At 67.2% G+C, this 20,804-nt stretch carries 21 protein-coding genes; 7 read left to right on the plus strand and 14 right to left on the minus strand.

What is annotated here, in order from left to right:
- Positions 1-61: 61 nt before the first annotated feature.
- Together DBO33_RS28750 and pip are read left to right on the plus strand one after the other, a co-directional pair.
- Positions 62-1,030, plus strand: coding sequence for a COX15/CtaA family protein (locus DBO33_RS28750; RefSeq protein ID WP_107660661.1), 969 nt, complete (start codon positions 62-64; stop codon positions 1,028-1,030).
- A gap of 764 nt (positions 1,031-1,794) precedes the next feature.
- Entirely contained in the window at positions 1,795-2,781 is a 987-nt protein-coding gene (gene pip, locus DBO33_RS28755; protein ID WP_199856789.1) for a prolyl aminopeptidase, read from the plus strand.
- Between the two features lie 12 nt (positions 2,782-2,793).
- On the opposite strand, the gene DBO33_RS28760 is transcribed toward pip, so the two are convergent.
- Genes DBO33_RS28760 through DBO33_RS28810 form a run of 11 tightly spaced genes read right to left on the minus strand, consistent with a single transcriptional unit; the run spans position 2,794 to position 12,578 of the window.
- Positions 2,794-3,405 (minus strand): TetR/AcrR family transcriptional regulator, encoded by a 612-nt coding sequence (locus tag DBO33_RS28760; RefSeq protein WP_159080584.1) that lies wholly within the window; start codon positions 3,403-3,405, stop codon positions 2,794-2,796.
- The gene (locus tag DBO33_RS28765) at positions 3,402-4,076 is read right to left on the minus strand and encodes a TetR/AcrR family transcriptional regulator (protein ID WP_159080585.1); all 675 of its coding nucleotides are present in this window, start codon (positions 4,074-4,076) and stop codon (positions 3,402-3,404) included. The genes DBO33_RS28760 and DBO33_RS28765 overlap by 4 nt, the downstream gene beginning before the upstream one ends.
- Positions 4,077-4,121: 45 nt before the next feature.
- Complete coding sequence (locus DBO33_RS28770) at positions 4,122-4,703, minus strand: hypothetical protein (RefSeq protein ID WP_107657873.1); 582 nt, start codon at positions 4,701-4,703, stop codon at positions 4,122-4,124.
- Between the two features lie 15 nt (positions 4,704-4,718).
- A complete protein-coding gene (locus DBO33_RS28775) occupies positions 4,719-5,663 on the minus strand; it encodes an MlaD family protein (RefSeq protein ID WP_107657874.1) in 945 nt (314 codons plus the stop codon).
- Positions 5,660-6,679, minus strand: a complete 1,020-nt coding sequence (locus DBO33_RS28780; RefSeq protein ID WP_107657875.1) for an MlaD family protein — start codon at positions 6,677-6,679, stop codon at positions 5,660-5,662. Before DBO33_RS28780 ends, DBO33_RS28775 begins: the two co-directional genes overlap by 4 nt.
- Positions 6,676-7,725, minus strand: coding sequence for an MCE family protein (locus tag DBO33_RS28785; RefSeq protein ID WP_107657876.1), 1,050 nt, complete (start codon positions 7,723-7,725; stop codon positions 6,676-6,678). Before DBO33_RS28785 ends, DBO33_RS28780 begins: the two co-directional genes overlap by 4 nt.
- The gene (locus DBO33_RS28790) at positions 7,725-8,771 is read right to left on the minus strand and encodes an MlaD family protein (protein WP_107657877.1); all 1,047 of its coding nucleotides are present in this window, start codon (positions 8,769-8,771) and stop codon (positions 7,725-7,727) included. The genes DBO33_RS28785 and DBO33_RS28790 overlap by 1 nt, the downstream gene beginning before the upstream one ends.
- The gene (locus DBO33_RS28795; protein WP_107657878.1) at positions 8,768-9,775 is read right to left on the minus strand and encodes an MlaD family protein; all 1,008 of its coding nucleotides are present in this window, start codon (positions 9,773-9,775) and stop codon (positions 8,768-8,770) included. The genes DBO33_RS28790 and DBO33_RS28795 overlap by 4 nt, the downstream gene beginning before the upstream one ends.
- Positions 9,772-10,755 carry an MlaD family protein gene (locus tag DBO33_RS28800; RefSeq protein WP_234391090.1) on the minus strand — a complete coding sequence of 328 codons (984 nt, stop codon included), beginning with the start codon at positions 10,753-10,755 and terminating at the stop codon, positions 9,772-9,774. The genes DBO33_RS28795 and DBO33_RS28800 overlap by 4 nt, the downstream gene beginning before the upstream one ends.
- Before the next feature lie 48 nt (positions 10,756-10,803).
- Positions 10,804-11,673, minus strand: a complete 870-nt coding sequence (locus DBO33_RS28805) for an MlaE family ABC transporter permease (RefSeq protein WP_107657880.1) — start codon at positions 11,671-11,673, stop codon at positions 10,804-10,806.
- Positions 11,673-12,578: an MlaE family ABC transporter permease gene (locus tag DBO33_RS28810; RefSeq protein ID WP_407670633.1), complete on the minus strand. Its 906-nt coding sequence runs from the start codon at positions 12,576-12,578 to the stop codon at positions 11,673-11,675. Before DBO33_RS28810 ends, DBO33_RS28805 begins: the two co-directional genes overlap by 1 nt.
- Before the next feature lie 126 nt (positions 12,579-12,704).
- Between DBO33_RS28810 and DBO33_RS28815 the strand changes: the two genes are divergently transcribed.
- The 4 genes from DBO33_RS28815 to DBO33_RS28830 all read left to right on the plus strand — a co-directional run bounded on the left by DBO33_RS28815 (position 12,705) and on the right by DBO33_RS28830 (position 17,915).
- A complete protein-coding gene (locus DBO33_RS28815) occupies positions 12,705-13,616 on the plus strand; it encodes a 2-hydroxyacid dehydrogenase (RefSeq protein ID WP_199856790.1) in 912 nt (303 codons plus the stop codon).
- A gap of 139 nt (positions 13,617-13,755) precedes the next feature.
- Positions 13,756-14,445: a TetR/AcrR family transcriptional regulator gene (locus DBO33_RS28820; protein WP_107657882.1), complete on the plus strand. Its 690-nt coding sequence runs from the start codon at positions 13,756-13,758 to the stop codon at positions 14,443-14,445.
- Positions 14,446-14,459: 14 nt separating this feature from the next.
- Positions 14,460-17,075: a PEP/pyruvate-binding domain-containing protein gene (locus tag DBO33_RS28825; RefSeq protein ID WP_107657883.1), complete on the plus strand. Its 2,616-nt coding sequence runs from the start codon at positions 14,460-14,462 to the stop codon at positions 17,073-17,075.
- A gap of 12 nt (positions 17,076-17,087) precedes the next feature.
- Positions 17,088-17,915: an alpha/beta hydrolase gene (locus DBO33_RS28830; protein WP_107657884.1), complete on the plus strand. Its 828-nt coding sequence runs from the start codon at positions 17,088-17,090 to the stop codon at positions 17,913-17,915.
- Here DBO33_RS28830 and DBO33_RS28835 read toward each other — a convergent pair.
- Together DBO33_RS28835 and DBO33_RS28840 are read right to left on the minus strand one after the other, a co-directional pair.
- Complete coding sequence (locus tag DBO33_RS28835) at positions 17,912-18,706, minus strand: transporter substrate-binding domain-containing protein (protein ID WP_107657885.1); 795 nt, start codon at positions 18,704-18,706, stop codon at positions 17,912-17,914. The genes DBO33_RS28830 and DBO33_RS28835 overlap by 4 nt on opposite strands.
- A gap of 3 nt (positions 18,707-18,709) precedes the next feature.
- The gene (locus DBO33_RS28840) at positions 18,710-19,060 is read right to left on the minus strand and encodes a hypothetical protein (RefSeq protein WP_107657886.1); all 351 of its coding nucleotides are present in this window, start codon (positions 19,058-19,060) and stop codon (positions 18,710-18,712) included.
- A gap of 105 nt (positions 19,061-19,165) precedes the next feature.
- Between DBO33_RS28840 and DBO33_RS28845 the strand changes: the two genes are divergently transcribed.
- Complete coding sequence (locus DBO33_RS28845) at positions 19,166-20,137, plus strand: quinone oxidoreductase family protein (RefSeq protein WP_107657887.1); 972 nt, start codon at positions 19,166-19,168, stop codon at positions 20,135-20,137.
- A 6-nt stretch (positions 20,138-20,143) separates the two neighbouring features.
- Here the strand turns inward: DBO33_RS28845 and DBO33_RS28850 are convergent, their stop codons facing one another.
- The gene (locus DBO33_RS28850) at positions 20,144-20,740 is read right to left on the minus strand and encodes a TetR/AcrR family transcriptional regulator (protein WP_107660663.1); all 597 of its coding nucleotides are present in this window, start codon (positions 20,738-20,740) and stop codon (positions 20,144-20,146) included.
- Positions 20,741-20,804: the final 64 nt, after the last annotated feature.

Here is a 20,804-nt window from a genome sequence, read left to right on the forward strand (position 1 = left end):
CCGGGTATCGCCGACCCGTACCAACGACAGCGTGTAGTTGACCGTGCTCTACCATCGTGACGTGCTGTATCGCGCCTTTCTGCGACTCGTCGACAAGCTGCCGCTGCCCTCACTGCGGGTGCAGCGAATCATTGCTATCGCGGTGATCCTCTCGCAGGCGGGCATCGCGGTCACCGGGGCCGTCGTCCGGGTCACCGCCTCCGGTCTCGGCTGCCCGACCTGGCCGCAATGCTTCCCCGGCAGTTTCACCCCGATCGGCGTCTCCGAGGTGCCGGTGCTGCACCAGACCGTCGAGTTCGGCAACCGCCTGCTCACCTTCGTCGTCTCGCTGTGCGCCGCACTGATCGTGCTCGCCGTGACCCGCGCCCGGCGCCGCAACGACGTCCTGCTCTACGCGTGGCTGATGCCCGGCGGCACGCTGCTGCAAGGCATCATCGGCGGCATCACCGTGCGCACCGGCCTGCTCTGGTGGACCGTCGCCGTGCACCTGCTGGCATCGATGCTGATGGTCTGGCTGGCCGTCGTGCTCTACGCGAAGATCAACGAACCCGACGACGGCATCGAGGTCGTGCGCGCACCCGCGCCCCTACGCTGGCTCACCGGCCTCAGCGCCGTCGCGATGGCTGGCGTGCTGGTCGCCGGAACCCTGGTGACTGCCGCCGGTCCGCATGCGGGCGACAAGAGCATCGAGCGACCGGTCGCGCGCCTGGAGGTCGAGATCGTCACCCTGGTGCACCTGCATTCCCAACTGCTCGTCGGTTACCTCGCCCTACTGGTGGGCTTGGCATTCGGCCTGTTCGCAGTCGGCATCACCCCACCGGTCCGCAAACGCGTACTCGTCCTGCTCGCCATCGTCTGCTCACAGGCCCTGGTCGGCGTCGTCCAATACTTCACCGACGTCCCCGCAGCCCTAGTCGTCATCCACGTCGGCGGAGCCGCCGCCTGCGTAGCCGCCACTGCCGCCCTCTGGGCCTCCCTCCGCACCAGGGAAAAAATCGAAACCCCCACCCCCACACCCCAACCCGCCTGACCGCATCCAGCAAAACCCGCACCCACTCTCTGGATCCGCACCCACTTGGGACCCCCGCAGTCGGTGCGGATCCCGAGAGCCAGTGCGGATCTTGCTGACAACCACCGCTGCGCCAGCATTGGCACCATTTCGCGTACCCCCTGGCGCTCCGTTCATGAGCAACGGGACCCAGCGACGCCAAAGCGCGCGGCCCGCCGCCGCCATGTCCCGCTGAGTGAGCAGCTGCATGCCGAGCGGGACATCACGGCGGACTCACTCGCGTTTTCCCACCCCTATGTCCCGCTGGGTGATCAGCTCGGCCGCAAGTGGGACGTCATGGCGTGCTTACTCCCGTCTCCCTGCCCTCATGTCCCGTCGTTCATGAAAGCGGGCCGCTGCCAGCGAAATCCGCACCCTCTCTCCCGCAACGTATTCCATTCCCGGAGCTCTCGAAACGCAACCACAGCCAGATGACCACGCTGGAACTGAGCGCCGCGTGACCGACCGCGGAGGTAAGCCGGGTACGGCACACGACGCGCCCAGCACTACTCACGGGAAAACCTGGCTAAGTCTTCAGCTCACTGGATTGTTCACCCGGGGAGTTCTTGATTGCTCCTATCGGGGAGGTGAACCTTGGCGAGGTGTCTCTGGGTGCACCCGTCTAGGACCGCGCGCTCAAAGTGCGAGTGGGGCTCGCCCTTATGTCCCGTTGATCATGGTCGACTCGGGGTGGCTACGCTCGGAAGGTGTCGGCTTGGGGCCGATCGTCGAGGAGGGGGTTACCGATGACTGCGAGCCAGTCGGAACATGTTGTGGCACAGCCGTTTCCTGCGATCGAGCCGTATGCGCACGGGCTGTTGGATGTCGGGGACGGTAACCAGATCTACTGGGAGACCAGCGGTAATCCCAACGGTAAGCCCGCGTTGGTGGTGCACGGCGGGCCGGGGAGCGGGGGTCGCCGGGGTTCCCGCAAGAACTTCGATCCTGCGATCTATCGCACCGTGCTGTTCGATCAGCGCGGCTGTGGTGAGAGCCTGCCGCACGCCTCGGATCCGGCAGTCGATATGTCGCACAACACCACAGACCACCTGATCGCCGATATGGAGCGCCTGCGGGTGCACCTCGATATCGAGAAGTGGCTGCTGTACGGCGGGTCTTGGGGGTCGACGCTGATTCTCGCCTACGCCGAACGGTTTCCCGAGCGGGTCTCCGAGATCGTCCTGGTCGGTGTCACGATGACCCGTCCGGAAGAGACGGACTGGCTTTACCGCGGTGTCGCCCGCTTCCTGCCGGGCCCGTGGGAGACGTTCCGCAACGCGCTGCCGGAATCAGAGCGCGACGGGAATCTCGTTGCCGCATACAGCCGTTTGATGAACAACCCCGATCCGGCGGTGCGCGCGACGGCGGCCCGTAACTGGTGCGCGTGGGAGGACGCCGTCATCGCGCACGAAACCCAAGGCAACTCCGGCCAATACAGCAACAAACCCGACGCGGCACTGCTCGCCTTCGTCCGGATCTGCACGCACTACTTCGCCAATGACGCGTGGCTGCCGGACGGACAACTACTCGCCGACGCGCACAAGCTCGCGGGCATCCCCGGCGTACTGATCCACGGACGCCTGGATCTCGGCAGCCCCTTACAAACCGCCTGGCAGTTGGCGCAAGAGTGGCCCGACGCCGAACTGCACGTCATCGACGAATCCGGCCACACCGGCAGCCCCGCAATGCTGACGACGATCCTCGAAGCCATCTCCCGCTTCGGTCGCCGCTGACCAACCGCACTGTCAGGGCTCGAGCACCGCACGGACGAACGCGACAAGGTCGTTGCGGACCCGTTTCTGGTCCAGCCCGTCGGCACCGGCCCGAAGCGCGGACAGCAAGGCGGACAACAGAATCGACAGCAAAATCTCCCCGGTCAACCGCGGATCGAGCTCCGGATCCAGATACCCGAGCGTCATCCCCTTCTTGAGCCGGGAGGTGGCCTCGTCGCCGTAAACGGTCAGGTTCCGGATCGAACGCTCCGCCACCTGATCATCGATCGAGGTCGCCTCGAGCAGAATGAACGACACCAAACCCGGCTCGTCCGCGACCAATTCATAACAGTGATCGACGACGCGCCCGAACAGTTCACAGAATTCGTCGAGCGTCTGCGGCCGCTGCCCGGTCACCGCCCGGCCGAAGACCCGCTCGCGGATCAACGCAAAGTAGTGATCGATAACAGCGTCGAGCACATCGCGCTTGTTGGTGAAGTAGTTGTAGAAGGTGCCGTGACTCACGCCCGCCCGGGCCACGATGTCGGCGACGACGACGGTGCGATACCCCTTGTCGACGAACAGCTCGTACGCGGCGAAAACGAGCTCGGCGCGGCGTTTGGCGCTGCGATCGGCGGCATTCACCGAGCCGGCCCGTCCGCGACGGCAGCACGCGGCCGCAAGGCCTTTTCGAGCACGGTGAGCACACCGGCGGTGGCCCGTTCCCGCGCCTGTGGCGTGTTGTCGCCGCGCATCTCCTGCAACACCCCGGGCACCACCAGAGTCAGGGTGGTGTGCGCGGTCACCTCGACGTCGATGTCGGCCCGGATCCAGCCCGCCGCGACACCGCGCCGAAGTTCTTGCGCCACAAAGGTACTGACGAGCATCTCCAAGCCGAGCAGCCGGTCGCTGAGCTCCTTGTCGATGGCGCCGGCCTCGACGAGCACCAGCCGGACGAAGTTCGGGTCGTGCTCCAGCATCGCGTACAACCGCGCGATGGCCGCCCGGACACCGGCGAGCATCTCCGCGGCCGACGTCGGACGGCTCAGCAGCGTGTGCGGCTGCAACACCTCGACGAGCTTCTCGACCCCGAAATCGACGACGTGGTCGAGGATTTCGCGTTTACTCGCGAAATACCGGTACACCGTGCCCTGCCCGATCCCGGCATGCGCAGCCACATCGGAGATCGCGGTCGCCTCGTACCCACGTTCGGCGAACACGGCGTAGGCCGACTCGATAATCTGCTGTCTGCGCCGTTCCGGCAGACCGGCAAGCGGCGGCCGACCACGGCGGGCCGCGCGGGACTGGTCCGGCACAGCATTCCCTCTCGACGGAACCAGGACAGCTAGCGCGTCAGCTTATCAACGCGCCGGCGCCTCGCCCTTCGGGCCGTAGTCCACCACCTGCCAGTCGCCGCCGTTCTTGGCCACGGTCACCACCAGCAGGTTGGGCACTGTGGCCGGCGTCGGCTGCTGGATGTTCTGCGTCTTCTGGGTGGCGAGCACCGTCACCGAGTACTGGTCGTTGCCCTGGGCGTCCACCGTGGTGCCCAGCACCTGCCCGGTGGCCACCACCTGCGCCTCGGTCATGATCTTCGCCAGCGTGTCGTGCACCTCGTCGTAGCGCTTGCGCAGCGCGTCGGAGGTGCCACGCTGCACGCCGTCGAAGAACGCGGGCAGGTTCTTGTGGTCGTAGGTGAGTGAGCGCAGCGTGTAGTCCTGGGCGACCTCGGCGGCCTTGGCGCGGTCGGTGTTCTGCTGCCGTAACGCGCTGAGATCGTCGGCGGCCGACTGCCAGGACAGCCCGAGCGCGATGGCGAGCACCGCGAGCAGTACGGTCAGTCCGCCGAGTATGTAGCCGATGCTGTTGCGCTGCTGCATTTCTGGCGCAGGCTTCGCTGGCACTTCGGCGCCGCTTTCGGCCGCGGGATCGGGCGTGGTCATGATGGCCTCAACTCTCTACTTCGGAATGTCGAGCGTGATTCGGGCGGTCCCGTGCTCCGGGAAGGTCGCCGACAACAGGTCGATGATCGAACCGGCGTCCACCCGAACGGGTTTCAGCACACTCGTCGCCGGCCGCAGCGCGGTGGCGATGTGCGCAAGGTCCGGTCCGAGCACCGTGAGGTACTGGTCGATCTTGCGCACCAGCGGCCCCAGCGGCTCGTCCCAGACATGTTCGCCCGCATAGGAATAGCCGCGGAACGCCTCGATCAGGTGCACCACCTCGGGCAGCAGGTCGGTGAAATCGTCGGCCCAGCCACCGATCACCGGCCCGTAGCCGTCGAAGTTCTGCGCGAGATCCTGCCCGTTCAGATACAGCCGGGTGATGGCGTCGCGCTTGTCGTGCAGCAGCTGCGCCGTCATGGTCAGCGTCCGGGTGAGGTTGGCGATCTCCGGTTCCCGGCCCGCGTACCCCTGCGACAGGATGGCGGCGAGTTGTTCGATCTTCACCGGATCGATCTGCGCGTTCAGCACGTCCAGCTTGGCCAGCGCCTCGCTGACCGTCGTCGCGATGCGCACCTGATGGGCAGGCACGACACTGCCGTCGGTGAGGTACGGGCCCGCCGTGCCGGTCGGGCGAAAGTCCATGAACTGCTCGCCCGCCGCCGACAGATTGCTGACGTGCACCTCGCTTCCCAGCGGGACCCGGTACTTCGCGTCCAGCTCGATCCGCACCGCCAGCCCGGTACCGGTGGCGGTGATGGCGCGCACCTTGCCGATTCGCATGCCGCGCAGGTCGACCTGGGAGGTCTGCATCAGGCCGCCGGACGAATCCATCAGCACCGTCACGGTATTCGTGCTGCGGCGCGGGTCGATGTCGAGCACCCCGACCGCCATGTACGCCGCGCACACCACGGTCATGACGAGCAGCAGCACCAGCGAGACCGGACCGGAGAGCTTCATCGCACCATTCCAATCGACCGGAGCACCTGGATCATCTCGTCCGAGCGGCCCGCGGCGTCGGCGGCGACCGCCTCGGGCGTCACCCGCTGCACCCGAATGTTGGGCGGCGCACTGAAGAACGGAATCAGCTTGTCGCGCAACAACCGGTTCATCGCGGCGACGTTCATCGGCACCGTGGTGTCGGCGCTGCCGATGGTGCGGGCCGCCGGCGCCAGGATGCCGATGATGTCGTGCAGGTCGCCGCGCAGCGGAAGCGCGAGATCGCCCACGTACGTGGCCAATTCACCGCCGTCGATGATCAGCTGAACCAGGCCGAACAGCACCTCCGACAGACCGGCGGCGCGGCCGGGCCCGAGGGTGAGAGTGCGGTCGACATTGTCCTTGTTCGCCTCCAGCGTGGTCGTGACGCTGGCGGCGGCGGCCAGGATCCGGTCGAGTTCGCTGGTGTGCGTGGCGAGGTCGTGCAGCGCGTTCCGGCCACCGGCCAGAATGCGGGACAGATCCGCCGGGTCGGTCGGGAAGGCCGCGTTGACGCTGGCGACGAGCTCCTGCATCTCACCGAAGCGGCCACCGGTGACGATGTTCGACATCGCCCGCAGGATGTCCTCCACATTGGCGGCGGGCACCGTGCGGCTGCGCGGGATGACATCACCGTTCACCAGGAACGGCGGACCGGCGTTCGACGGCGCCTGCAACGCGATATGGATGTCACCGAGGATGGTGCTCTGCCGCAGCTCCGCGGTGGCCGACTTGGGCAGTCGCACATCGGCTTTCAGGTCTACCGTGGCGACGGCGGTATCCCCGATCAGCTCGATCCGGTCGAGCATGCCGACCTCGACACCCTCGGCGATGATCTTGGCCCGGTCCGGCAGGTTCAGCACCGAGCCGAATTCGATGCGGATCGAGAAGGTGTCGCCCGACAGATACGTGCCCGGAATCGGGACGTCGGTCGCCCGCACGCCACAGCCGGTCAGCACCAGGACCACCGCTGCGAGCACCGGAATCAGCCGCTTCATGGCGCCCCCAGCGAGCCCAGGATGACCCGGACCAGACCGGGCTGGCTACCGTCGGCCGACTCGTAGTGCGGCGGACGGTAATTCACCCGCACCGCACCCGTGGCCGGGTCGTACACCTGGGCCAGCCGACCGGCCAGCGGCGGCAGCTGCACCAGCAGATCCACGATGCTGCCCGCCAGCACCGCGTAACGATGCACCTCCGGCACGATGCGATCCAGGAATTCGAAGGACTGCTGGTCGTACTTGCCGACGTTGCGGGCGATCACCGGCAGGAACTCGAGCGCGAGATCCACCGCCCTGGACAGTTCCGCGGAAAAGCCGTGGACCAAGTCGATGCCGTTGTTCAGATTGTCCAGCAGCGCTTGCATATCCGGCCAGTTGGTGATGAACATCGTGGTGAGCAGGTCGAGATTGTCGACGAGCCGGCGGATCACCACGTCCCGGTCGGCCGGATCGCCGATCACCTGGGACAGGCGCTGCAGTAGCGAATTCCACTGCGGGCCGGTGCCGTCGAGCGTGCGGACCGCGCCGGTGAGGGTGTCGTCGAGCAGCGTGTCCGACGGTGCGCCCGGTGTCGGTGACTGCTGCGCGCCGAGCAGGTCGCCGGACAGCTTGCCGAGCGCGTCGAGCGCCTCGCTGATGCCGACCGGGGTCTTGGTGCGCGCCAACGACACACACTGTGCGGTGTCGAATTTCGGGCCGCCGGTGTAGGTCTTGGTCAGCTCGACGCGCCGGTCGGTGACGATGGAGCTCGACATGGTGACGGCCTCGACGTCGGCGGGCAACGTCAACTTGCCGTCGATCGTCATGGTCACCCGCATCCGGTCGCCGAGTGCTTCGATGCCGGAGACGGTGCCGACCTCCACGCCGAGCATCGTGACGCTGTTGCCCTCGTAAAGCCCTACGGTGTCGGTGAATTCGGCACACAGACGCTGCTTGGCCGGCTGCACCCGATCCAGCCAAGACGCGCCGCTCACGCCGACCACCACCGCGACGGTGACCAGCACTGCCCCGATGACCACGCCCGCTCTTACCCAAGCACGCATCAGCAAGCCCTCCCCTCGAACGGAATACACAGTGCCGGACCGCGTATCACGCTGGCGGACTGGTCGATGGTCACGCCGTCCACGCCGAGCATCGCCGAGATCTTCCCGATGAAGTCCTTGATCCCCGCGATGACCGTGTCGAGCCGGCCGGGGTCCTGCACGAGTTTGTTGAACAGCTGCTCGAATTCGGCGACCGACGGTTCGATCGAGTCGCCGTAGGCCATTACCGGCCGGTGCAGCACCGCGAAGAACCGCTTCAACAGTTCGAAGACCTGGACGACCTCGCCCCTGCGCTGCCCGAGCACCACGGCGACACCACCGAGTTCGCGCACGAAGTCGGCGAGCACCGCCCGGTCGGTCGCGATCGCGCCGATGTATTCGTCGGACACCCGCACCGCCGAGTCCAGCTGGGTCGACCGCTCGGCCAGCACGCCGGTCAGGTCGTTGAAGTTGCCGATGATCGAGCGCACCGCGTCGGGCTGACCGGCCAGCGCCGCGTTCACCTCGGCGATGGTGCTGCGCAGCGTGGTTCCGTCCACCTGGCTGAGCACCGGGGTGGCGACGTCGATGATGTCGGTCAGCTCGAACGGGGTGGTGGTCCGTTCCGGCGGAATGTGCTTACCACCCAGCGCTCGCTCCCCCTGCGGAGCGAGCGACAGGTAGTGCCCGCCGATCGGCGTCAGCATCTTCACCGCCACCGACGAGGCGTCACCGACCCGGACCTCGCGGTCCACGCCGAAGCGCACCTCCACGTGGTCACCGACCAGCTCCACCGAGCGGACCTGGCCCACTTTGATGCCCGCGATGCGCACCTCGTCGCCGGTGCGGGCGCCGCCCGAGTTGCGGAAGTCCGCCGTGTAGGACTGCTCACCGAAGGGCACCACGTACAGCACCGCGGCGGCGAGCAGACCGAGCACGCTCACCAGCACACCGGCTATCCCCCATCGCATCTGCGACCAGGAGTCCGATTTCTCCGCGCGTAACTGTTTCACCTCGCCGAACAGTCGCCACGGCAGCCCGATGAGTTGCCTTGCCGCACCGGTCATTTGCATACCACCAGCTTCTGGTTGCCGAGCACGACATCGCCGATGCCCGGTAGCCCGAGCTCGCCCCCGGCGCAGGAGTACGTCTTCGCGGTGCCGCTCGCGGGCACGTTCTGGTTCAGCCCCGCGATCAACGACGGCACCAGCGACAGGATTTCGACCAGCTGATCGGTCTGCGGCAGCAACCTGCGCAGCAGCCCGTCCAACGGCAGGTAGCTGTCGTCGTAGGCCCCTTGCAGCTCCTCCAGCAGCGGAATGAGCGGCACCAGCGTGCGATTCGCCTGCTCGACCGCCTTGACGATCATCGCGGTCCGGCTGCCGAACTGGTTGAGCACGCCGTTCAGCTGCTTGACCAGATCGCCTACCGCCGCGGACTTTCCGCCGATCGAACGGGAGATCGCGCCGAGGTTGTTGATCAGCAGCACCACCACCGCCTCGCTGCTCTTGGCATGCTTGGTGAGCCGGTCGAGATCGGCCAGCGCGGGACCGATGCCGCTGCCGTCGCCCTGCAGCACCCGCAGGATGTTCGTGCCGAACTGGTTGAGCTGTGCGGTATCCAGCGTGTCGAACAGCGGCTTGAAGCCGTTGAACAGGGTGGACACGTCGAAACTCGGGATGGTGCGCTGCACCGGAATAGTGCCCCCGGCTGCGAGCCGCACGCCGCCCGGTTTCGGTGTCATCACTTCGATGTAGCGCTGCCCGATCAGATCCTGGTAGCGCACAGCGGCTTCGGTGTTGTCGTAGAGGGGACGCTGGCGGTCCACGGTGAACCGGACGCGTGCGTGCTTGCCGTCCAGCTCGACGCTGTCGACCTTCCCGACGGCCACGCCCGACATGCGCACCACGTCCCCGGCGTACAGCCCCGAGATATCGGTGAAAACAGCGTCATAGGAGACCTTGTCGTCGGGCACCGGCGTATTCAGCGCGGCCACAATGAAAGCCGAGCACACCGCGACAATCGCGACGAACACCCCGAGCTTCACCGCCGCGGCGGTCACACTGTTCATCGCGGCACCCCGATGATCGAATCGGCGAGGTAGGGCATGTTTTTCACGATCACCTCCAGCTGCAGCTGCACCCGGCCGTCGACCACCGGGAACGCGCTGTCGATCCGGGCGAGCAAGGCGGGCAGCCGGTTGTACGCGGGCGCGACCGTGCCGAGCGACGCGCTGATCGGCACCACCAGATCCAGCACGCCGCCGATCGTCACGGCCAGATCCGGGTTGTTCCGGCGCAGCAGATCGGTGACCGGCAGCAGCAGTTCGGTGTCCAGGCCGGACAGCGAATGCTTTGTCCGCTCGCGATTTTCGAGGCTGCCGAAGTACTCGCTGCTGTCCAGCACGCCGAGGATCACATCGACCACCGGTGCCGTGGTCTGCGCGGCACCCGCTCCGACGTCGGCGCCGATATCCAGGTAATGCCCCAGCGGCGCACGCTGATTCATGGCCAGCACCCGGGCGGTGGCGAAGAACGACCGCACCGCAGGCCCCATCGACGCGGTGTTGTCCAGCAGCAGATCGAACAGCGCGCGCACGGTGTCGGAGTCGAGCACCTGGGTCAGCCGTGCCGCCCGGCGGAACACACTCGACACGGTCGCGTTGGACGCGTTGGCGCCGATGAACAGCGTGGTGTTCTCCGGCAGCCGCCCGCCCTTGCCGGTGTTCACCAATTCGATGGCGCTGGAGCCGAAGATATTCGACGAGGTGAACCGCGCCGACACGTCGTCGGTCAGCGCACCGGCCTGGTTCCGGTCCAGCGCCAGCTCGATGCGCTGGTGCCCGTAGTCGACGGTCTGCACCGTGCGCACCGTGCCGATCGCGAAGCCACGGAACTTCACCTCCGCGCCGGGCGCGAGCCCCTCACCGAGGGTGGCCGCATCGATGGTGAGGGTGAACCGGTCCGCGAACTTTCCCTGCGCGTACTGCGTGGTGAGCACGGCAACCACCAGGATGACGGCGGCGACGACCAGCCCACGCAACCGCAGCATCCACCGTCCGGCGGCCCGGCTTGAAAGGTCAACGAATATCGGCATCAGTCACCCCGAAATCTTGATTCCGACATCGAGCCCCCAGAAGACGATCGTCATGATCATGTCCGCGACCACCACCAGCACCAGGCTCGCGCGGATCGCCCGGCCTGAGGCCCGCCCGACGCCCTCCGGCCCGCCGGTCGCGTAAAACCCTTGGTAGCCGTGGATCAGGATGATCATCACCACGAACACCGTCGCCTTGATCAGCGACGCGACCACGTCGCCGGGTTGCAGGAAGGCGTCGAAGTAGTGGTAGTAGGTGCCCGAGGACTGACCGTGCAGCACGTTCACCACCACCGCGCACGAGAGGTAACTGAGGATCAGCGTCAGCAGGTAGAGCGGAACGATGGTGATCATGCCCGCGATCACCCTGGTGGTCACCACGAACGGAATCGGCCGGATACCAATGGCTTCCAGCGCGTCGATCTCCTCGGAGATGCGCATCGCGCCGATCTCGGCGGTCATCCGGCAGCCCGCCTGCGCCGCGAACCCGATCGCGGCGACCATCGGCGCCATCTCCCTGGTGTTGGCGTAGGCGGAGACGAAGCCGGTCAGCGGCCCCATGCCGACCATGTTCAGCGCGGTGAACCCCTCCACGCCGATCGAACCGCCGACCGCGACGCCGAGGAAGATCAGCACCGCCACCGTGCCGCCGCCGACGATGATATTGCCGCTGCCCCAGGTGATGTCGGTGAGCGTCAGCATGGTCTGGCGGCGGTACGCGCGCAGCGTGTGCGGTATCGCGGCGAGCACCTGGATCACGAAAGTCAGCTGGTGGCCCAGCGATTCGAACAGGGTCAGCGGTCCGCGCGTGCCACGCTCGACGAGGCGACCGGCACGGCCGAACGGCCGATACTGGGCTGGTATTTCCGTCATCAGCCCACCTTCTGCGGCAGGAACATCGAAACCAGCTGGGTGATCACGAGGTTCACGCCGAACGCGGCGATCACCCCGATCACCACCGCGGCGTTGACCGCGTTGGCGACGCCCTTGGGCCCGTGCGTCGCTTCGAGCCCGCGCTGGCAGGCGACGATCAGCACGATCACCCCGAAGATGACCGACTTGCCGATCGCCACCGCGAGATCGGCCATGGTGGCGAAGGCCGCGAACGAGGACAGGTAACTGCCCGGCGTCACCCCTTGGAACCCGACCGCCACCACATATCCGGTGAACACGCCCATGAAGATGACCAGCAGGCACAGCAGCGGCGTCAGCACGATCATGGCGGCGAGCCGCGGGGCGACCAGTCGCCGCACCGGGTCGATGCCCATGGTGCGCAACGCGTCTACCTCCTCGCGGATGGTGCGCGCGCCCAGATCCGAGGCGATGGCCGACCCGGCCGCGCCGCCGAGCAGCAGCGCGGTCACCATCGGCGCGCCCTGCCGGATGACGCCGAGCCCGCCCGCCGCACCGGCCACCGAGGTCGCGCCCACCTGCTGGGTCAGGCTGCCGACCTGCACCGAGACGATCACGCCGAACGGAATCGCCACCAGCACCGCGGGAATCGCGGTGACGCTGACGATGAACCAGCCCTGTTGCAGTGTGTCCCGCCAGGGATGGCGCAGCTTGAGGATGTCGCCGACGAGATAGCTGAACGCGGCGACGGCGAGCTGAAGGGTCCGGCCGAAGGTCCGCAGACTCGTCAGGACGAGCTCGAATCCCCAGCGCACCAGTGGCTCGGACACCCGAGCGACCCTGTCGACCACCACTACCTCGATTCCGCCGGCTCCACCCCCGACCGGGCTCAATTTAACCGACTGATATGTCACTCTGCGGCGAATCGGCCGGATTCGCTCAACTGACCCAGACAGTACAGCCTCCAGCGGACGATTGCGCCTCCGCGCTGCCGCAGACCGGAAAAAGTGCAGCCGGATGCGTGCCCGGCCGGGACCGCTAACCTGGCCAGCATGGCGGTCATTGTTCTGGTGCCGGATGACTACGGCTTCGAGGTCCTGTCCGGAATCGACGGCATACAGCCGTTGCGCTACGAAGCGGGCGAGCCACTGCCCGACGGCGCCGAACACGCGGAAGTGCTGGTGCCCAAGTTCCTTTCCCGCGCCGACACCGTCGACCTGACCCAGCTGCCCAAGCTACGACTGGTGCAGATGATGACCGCGGGCGCCGAGGGCTGGATCAGCCGGTTGCCCGATGGCGTGCGCCTGTCCACCGGACGCGGTGCGCACGGCGGCAGCTCGGCCGAATGGGTAATGGCCGCGCTGCTGCACATCTACCGCGAGCTCGGCGGCTTCGCCGACGCCCAGCGCGCCCAGCAGTGGACCTTCCATCAGACCGGAACATTGGTCGGCAAGCGGATTCTGGTGATCGGCGCCGGCGATCTGGCCGCCGAACTCGTCCGCAGGCTCGACGGATTCGACACCGAGGTGACACTGGTCGGCACCCGGGCCCGCGGCGGAGTGCGCAGCGTCGACGAACTACCCGGCTTGCTCCCCGGAAAAGACGTCGTCGTGCTGACTGTCCCGGTCACCACTCGCACCACCGGAATGGTCGACGCCGCCTTCCTCGCCGCGATGGACGACAACGCCATTCTCGTCAACATCGCCCGCGGGCCGGTCGTCCAGACCGATGCCCTGCTGGCCGAGCTGCAATCGGGCCGGCTCCGTGCGGCACTGGACGTCACCGATCCGGAACCACTGCCACCGGGCCATCCACTCTGGACCGCTCCGAATCTCCTGCTCACCCCGCACGTCGGCGGCAACAGCACCGGCAGTTACGAACGCGGCTACGCCGTGGTCCGTGCGGAGATCGCCCGTTTCGTGGCTGGTGAGGAGCCCAAGAACCTGGTGCGCGGGGAGTACTGAGCCAGGCCCGCCGAATCCCTTGCCGCAAGGACCTTTACACATTCCCTAAGAGGCCGCTCAGCACCCGTTGACGTAGGCCCGTGGCAGGCGTACGGTCGCTTTTGACAACTTCTCAAAATATGTCAAGGTGACAAAATCGATGAGCGTCAATGAGTTCGAACGCGAGCAGGCCATCCTCGATGCGGCGGCCGACCTGCTGTGCCGGATCGGCTACAACAAGCTGACGATGGGCGACGTCGCCGATGCCGTCGCCCTGCACCGGGGTTTGGTGTACCTGCAGTTCAAGTCGAAAGACGAGCTCGTCGAGGCGACGGTGCGACGCGAGCTGAGCCGGTACGCGGACACCTGGCGGGCGCAGCTGGAAGCGGATCCGCAGGCGGGCAGTGTGGCCAGCGTCTACCGGGCGATGGTGCACACACTCACCCGGCTGCCGCTCGCCGCGGCGATCGTCGCGCGCGACGAAGACATCCTGGGCAAGTACCTGCGCAAGCCGGGCAACGTCTTCGACCGGCTGCCCAAGCTCGGCACCGGCGATTTCCTGCTCGCCATGCAGGAGGCGGGCACGGTCCGCTCCGACGTCGACATCCGCACGGCCGCTTTCATTCTCGACGCATTGACCCCCGCCATCCGGCGCACCTTGCCGTCGGATCGGGCCGAACCCGCCGATCCGGACCAGCCGTCCTCCGATGAACTGCTCAGCACACTGGCCGACCTGCTCGAACGGGCGCTGACCCCGCCCGAGGGCGCCGACCTCGCCCGTGGCAAAGCGCTACTGCTCGATGAGCTGGCGCGCGCCCACGCGAATTTCGGCGCCGAGCCGGGCCGGTAGAAAGGAAACATGTCATGACCACCAGCGATCCGCTCGTCCTCGACCTGGACGACACCCGGGCCACCCTGGAGGTAGCCGGCGGCAAGGGCGCTTCGCTCGCCCGCATGGCCGCGGCGAAACTTCCGGTGCCACCAGGGTTTCACGTCACCACGGCCGCATACCGGCACTTCGTCGACAGCGCGAATCTGCACGACAAGATTCTTCGCACGGTCACCGCGGCGGACCCGGATCGGCCCGCATCGATCGAAGCCGCGGCGGCTGAAATCGCCGGACTGTTCGCCGAACAGCCTGTGCCGGAAGAGATCACGGCGGCCGTCCGCGCCGCCTATGCCCAACTCGGTGACGAGGTGGCGGTAGCGGTGCGTTCCTCGGCCACCGCGGAGGATCTGCCGGAGATGTCCTTCGCCGGGCAACAGGATACCTATCTCAATATCCGTGGCGCCGAACAAGTTCTGGCTGCGGTGCAACGCTGCTGGGCATCCCTGTGGACCGCGCGGGCCATCGATTATCGCGCCCGCCAAGGCATCGAGTCCGACGAGGTGAGTTTGGCGGTCGTCGTGCAGGAGCTCGTTCCCGCCGACGCCGCCGGTGTGCTGTTCACCGCGGACCCGCTGACCGGTGCGCGGGACCGGGTGATGATCAACGCGGCCTGGGGTCTCGGCGAGGCCATCGTCAGCGGAAACGTCACGCCCGACACCCTTCTCGTCGCGAAGTCCGACGGGCAGGTCCTGCGCGAGGACATCAGCGATAAACGCTCGATGACCGTGCGCACGGCAACGGGCACCGAGGACGTCGCGGTACCCGAGCAGCAACGGAACGCGCGGGTGCTCGAAGCCGATCGAGCCGCCGAGCTGACCGAGCTCGCCGTGCGGATCGAGGAACTGTACGGGCAGCCCATGGATATCGAGTGGGCGGTGCACGATGGCGAGTTGTTCATCGTGCAGGCACGGCCGATCACCGTGCTGCCGGACGACGCACCAAAACCGGCAACCGAATGGGAGCTGCCCGACCGCAAGGGTAAGTACATGCGGGCCAGTGTGCTGGAACTCCTGCCGGAGCCACTCTCGCCGCTGTTCGCCACGCTGGGCCTGCCCGCGTTCGGCAAGGCGACCAAGGATCGGTATGACGACCTCGGGCTGCCCTACTTCGACAATCCGTTGGTGGTGATCAACGGGTATGGCTACTACGACATCACCTACACCCCGGGGATGCTCGCTCGAATGTTGTTGGCGCAGCCGCGATTTCTGGCGTCGACCTTGCCGCGAGCGCTACGCACCGCGCCACAGCGGTGGCGTGCGGGACACACACGGTATACCGAGGTCACCGCGGAAAAAAACGGGCTGAATCCGGCCCAGGCATCCGCCACCGAATTGCTGGAAGCCGCCCGGGCGATCGTCGAGGAGGCGGCGCGTTACTACCTCACGTTGCAAGGGGGCGTGCTGCCCGCGACGTACATCAGCGAGGGCCTGTTCTCGGCCGCCTACAAGACGATGAAGCGACGCGACGACCCGGCCGCATTGACCTTCCTGCTCGGCTTCGACAGCAAGCCATTGCGCGCGGAGAAGTCGCTTTACGAACTTGCTCAGTGGATCCACACGCAACCAGGCCTGGCCGATCGAGTCGAGAACCTCTCGGGCACAGACCTTCTCGCGCTCCTGCACGACAAGGACGCGAGTAGCGGGAACCAAGCGTGGCACGAGTTCCTCAGCCGGTTCGCCGAACACCTGGCGACCTACGGCGATACCGTCTACGACCTCGACTTCGCCGCACCGCTGCCCGTCGACGATCCGGCACCGCTGTTGCAGACGCTCGCATTCTTCGGTACCCCGGCGGCACACGATCCGCACGACCGTCAGCGCAACGCACAGTTGAAGCGAGAGCAGGCCATGCGCCGCCTCCAGGCGAGGCGGCCGGGTGTACGGCGCTGGCTGACACTGCGTTTGCTGCGCTGGGCGCAGACCATGAGCCCGTTGCGCGAGGACGGCCTGGCGGATGTCGGTCTCGGCTGGCCGACCGTGCGTCGCCTGCTGCACGAGCTCGGTCGACGCCTCGTGACCGCAGGCGCACTCCGCACGGACGAGGACGTCTTCTGGTTGCGTCTCGACGAACTACAGGACGCGGCGCGCGCACTGGATGATGCTCGCCCAGTGCAGGATTCACGCGCCGTAGTGGCCGAGCGCAAGGCGACCGCGGCGGCGCAGCGCATGGTCACCCCGCCGCATGCGCTACCTGTCAGCGGCGGCGCGAAGCTCTTCGGCCTCGACTTCTCGAAGCTGTTGCCCGCGGGCGGTGAGCAGGATTCCGGCGCAACGGTCAAGGGCGTGCCCGGCAGTCCCGGCCGGGTGACGGCGCCCGCGCGAATCATCCACGGCCCCGAGGATTTCAGCCGCCTGCGCCCCGGTGACGTGCTGGTCACCAAGATCACCACCCCGGCCTGGACGCCGCTGTTCGCTTTGGCTTCCGCGGTCGTCACCGACGTCGGCGGACCACTGAGCCACAGTTCGATCGTGGCCCGCGAGTACCACATTCCTGCAGTACTGGGCACCGGCGTGGCCACCGAACGGCTGCCCGACGGCGCACGGGTCACCGTCGACGGTGACGCAGGCACGGTCACCCTCGCCACCAGCTGAAACGGAACCCGCATGCACACAACGACTTCCGACGAGATCATCCCGCTGTGGCCCGGCTCGAGCCCACGCCTGCCGTCACCGTATGGCCAGACAACCACCGTCCCAGGCTTGCAGGACGGCAAGGCCGTCACGCTGATTCGTAATGTCACCGAACCCGCACTGACCGTGCACCGCCCGGATCCGGCGCGCGCGACCGGAACCGCCGTCATCGTCTGTCCCGGCGGCAGTTTCATCACGCTCACCCGAGGCACCGGCGCCGACATCGCCGATGCTCTTGCCGCACAAGGCTGCACGGCCTTCGTGCTGCGCTACCGCCTGCTCCCCTCGGCGCCGGACGACGAAGACTTCATCCGGCACTGGGCCACCGACTACACCATGGCCGATATCGAGGCGCAGTCCTACCCGGCGGCCATCGATGCACGCCGAGCAGTCCAGTTCGTCCGCGAGCACGCCGCCACCTGGCAGGTCGAACCGCGGCACATCGGCATCCTCGGTTCCTCCGCGGGCGGGCAACTAGCCTTCAGTGCCGCAACGGATTACGACCGGCAGAGTCGTCCCGATCACGTCGCCGCGTTGTATGCCCCCGCCTGGCACGAATACACCGTCCCGGCCGACGCACCCCCGCTGTTTCTCGCCCTGGCCGGCGACGACCCCGATGAGAACGTCGTACCCGGGAATCTGGCCCGCTACCAGGCCTGGCGAGCCGCGGGCCACGCCGCGGAGTTGCACGTCTACGCCCAAGGTGGCCACGGTTTCGCGATGGAGCCGCGAGGCCTGCCCTGCGACACCTGGATGGACCGCTACCTCGAGTGGCTTGCCACCACGAGACCGTCGGACTAAACCGGCACCGTCGCGTTGGGTCCGATCCACTGGTCGAACAGCCGGTCCACCGTGCCGGTAGCGAGCTGAGTGGTCAGGTACCCGTTGAGCAGCGTGGCCAGCACCGGGTCGTCCTTGCGGATCAGCAGCACCTTGCCGAAGGAGTCGAAAGGCTTGTCCCGGTGCAAGACCTGCAGGCCCGGGTGCTGGCGGACGCGGTAACGGCCCTCGACGGCGTCGGTGACGAAGACGTCGGCCCGGCCCTGCTCGACCTCGTCGAAGATGGTGAGATTCTCCGGCCAGAGGGTCAGCTGAGCGTCGGGGAAGTTCTTGCGAGCGAACTCCTCGTTCGTGCCACCACGATTCGCGATCACCCGCACCTCGGGCCGGTTGATCTGCTCGATCGTCGAGAAGTCGGCGCCGCTGGCTCGGCGGGTGATCGGCGTCTTGCCGTCGGTGCCGTAGACGATCGAGAAGTCGGCGAAGGCCCGGCGCGCGGGCGAATCCGAGATACCGCCGACCGCAATATCGCACTGGCGCTCAGCGAAATCAGTCTTCAGGGTCGCCCAGGTGACCGGGACGAACTGGATCGGCCTGCGGAGCAAGTCGGCGAAGCCACGAGCCAATTCGATGTCCACACCGCGGTATTCGCCGGCACCCTCGGCGACCGAATACGGCGGATAATCGCCGGGCGTGCACACCCGCAGCGCATTGCTCTGCTGCGCGCTCGCCGGAATCGCCGGGGCCACAAGGACTATGCACCCGGCAAGCAGTACCGCACCGAGGCGGCCGAACAGCCGCGTCACGCGCACCGCTCAGTTCTCGTTGCGCGCCTTGGGGAATCGTTTCTGTTTGGCCACCCAACCGGCCATCTGGGCCCAGTGCGACTTGCGCGGGGTGACGATCGAGGTCAGTTCCCGGTCCCACTCGTCGGCCTCGGTGAGCCCGTCGATCGTGGCGACGAGCTCCTTCGCGGTGGCCATATCGGTGACGACCCGGTCGCCGAGGATGCCGTCGGCACCCACCAGCGTCACCCGGACACCGGCGCGGCCGAGCGGCTGCAGCACGGCCGTGGCCGAACCGTCGTGATCGGCGACGAAACCCTTGACGGACTCCACGAGGGCGCCCGGCAACTTCACCGGGGCCGCGGCGACATCAGCACTCATGGCACGGAGTTTACCGGCCAGTAGCAAACGGTCCAGTCCCCCTGCCGGATTTGTCCGCGACCGCCGGATCCGGCCTGCCCACCGTGAAGGTGTAGAACAGAACTCATGCGTGCGATTCAGGTGTCCGAACACGGTGGTCCCGAAGTCCTGGAGTACGTCGAGGTGCCGGACCCGCAGCTCGGTCCCGATCAGCTGCTCGTCGACATCCAGGCCATCGGCATCAACTTCATCGACACCTACATCCGCACCGGCCGCTATCCGCAGGACGTGCCGTATGTGCCCGGCGCCGAGGGCTCCGGTGTGGTCGCCGAGGTCGGCGCGAACGTCACCGAGTTCGCCGTCGGCGACCGCGTCGCGTGGGCCGCCGGACCCGGCAGCTACGCGGAGCGGGTCGCGGTGAACGCCGCGGTGGCCGTCAAGGTGCCCGGCGAGGTCGACCCGAAGGTGGCCGCGTCCGCGCTGCTCCAGGGCATGACCGCGCACTATCTGCTCGAATCGATCTACACCCCGCAACCGGGCGAGTCGGTGCTGGTGCACGCGGGCGCGGGCGGTGTCGGCCTGGTGCTGACCCAGCTCGCCGCGGCCCGCGGCGCCCGGGTGATCACCACGGTGTCCACCGATGCGAAGGAGAAGCTGTCCCGCGAGGCGGGCGCCGCCGAGGTGCTGCGTTACGGCGACGACCTCGCCGACCAGGTGCGCGCGCTCACCGACGGTGTCGGCGTGGCCGCGGTGTACGACGGCGTCGGCGCGGCCACCTTCGAGGCCAGCCTCGCGTCGCTGCGGGTCCGCGGCATGCTCGCACTCTTCGGCGGTGCCAGCGGCGCGGTCCCCCCGTTCGATTTGCAGCGTCTGGCCGGCTCAGGCTCACTATTCGTTACCCGGCCGACGCTGGCCCACTACACTCGCGACCGGGCCGAACTGCTATGGCGCGCAACGGACATCCTCAACGCCATCGACGATGGCACGCTGCGGATCCGGATCGGCGCGACCTACCCGCTCGCCGAGGCCGAGCAGGCGCACCGCGATCTCGAGGCGCGCAAGACCACCGGCTCCATCGTCCTGCTGCCCGGTTCCTAGACCAGTTCAGTAATCACGGCCGGTGAGGCCGCGGTAGATGAAGCGCGTCAGGCCGTCCACGGCCTGCTTGTCGGTCAACTCGACCGTGCCCTCCTCGACCGCCTGCACCATGCCCGCGGCGAGCAGGAACATCATCGCCAGGCTGGCGTCGGGCGTGCTCGGCAGCGTCGGCCCGTCCGGACCGAAACCGTCCAGATGGTTGACGATGTCGCGGCGCTGCTGAATCGCGAACTGCCCGGCCTGCCTGGCGAATTCATCGTTGACCAGCGCCGCCTGCTGGATGGAGCGGTACACGGCCCAGTGCTGGCGCGCCGAGATCCAGTACTGCTCCACGTGAAAGCGGATCGCCGCGGGATCGGTGAAGTCCGGGTTGTGGTCCGGCCCCTCCGCCGTCACGTCGCCGGCCGCCGCGACGTCGTCCAGCAGCGCCTGGAGTAGCTCTTCTTTACCCGCGAAATGGTTGTAGAACGACCCGGCCGCGCGCCCCGCCGCCGTCGTGATGTCGACGATCTTCGTATTCAGGTAACCGCGCTCGGCGAATAGGCGCAGCGCAGCCGCCTTCAGCGCGTGCTCGGTTTCGGCCGACTTCTCTTTGCGACTCATCGACACCCGCACCCACCTCCTTGACAGGCAACGTACCAACTTCAATACTGAATCAGTATTCATT

Source organism: Nocardia suismassiliense, assembly GCF_900269665.1.
GTDB lineage: Bacteria > Actinomycetota > Actinomycetes > Mycobacteriales > Mycobacteriaceae > Nocardia > Nocardia suismassiliense.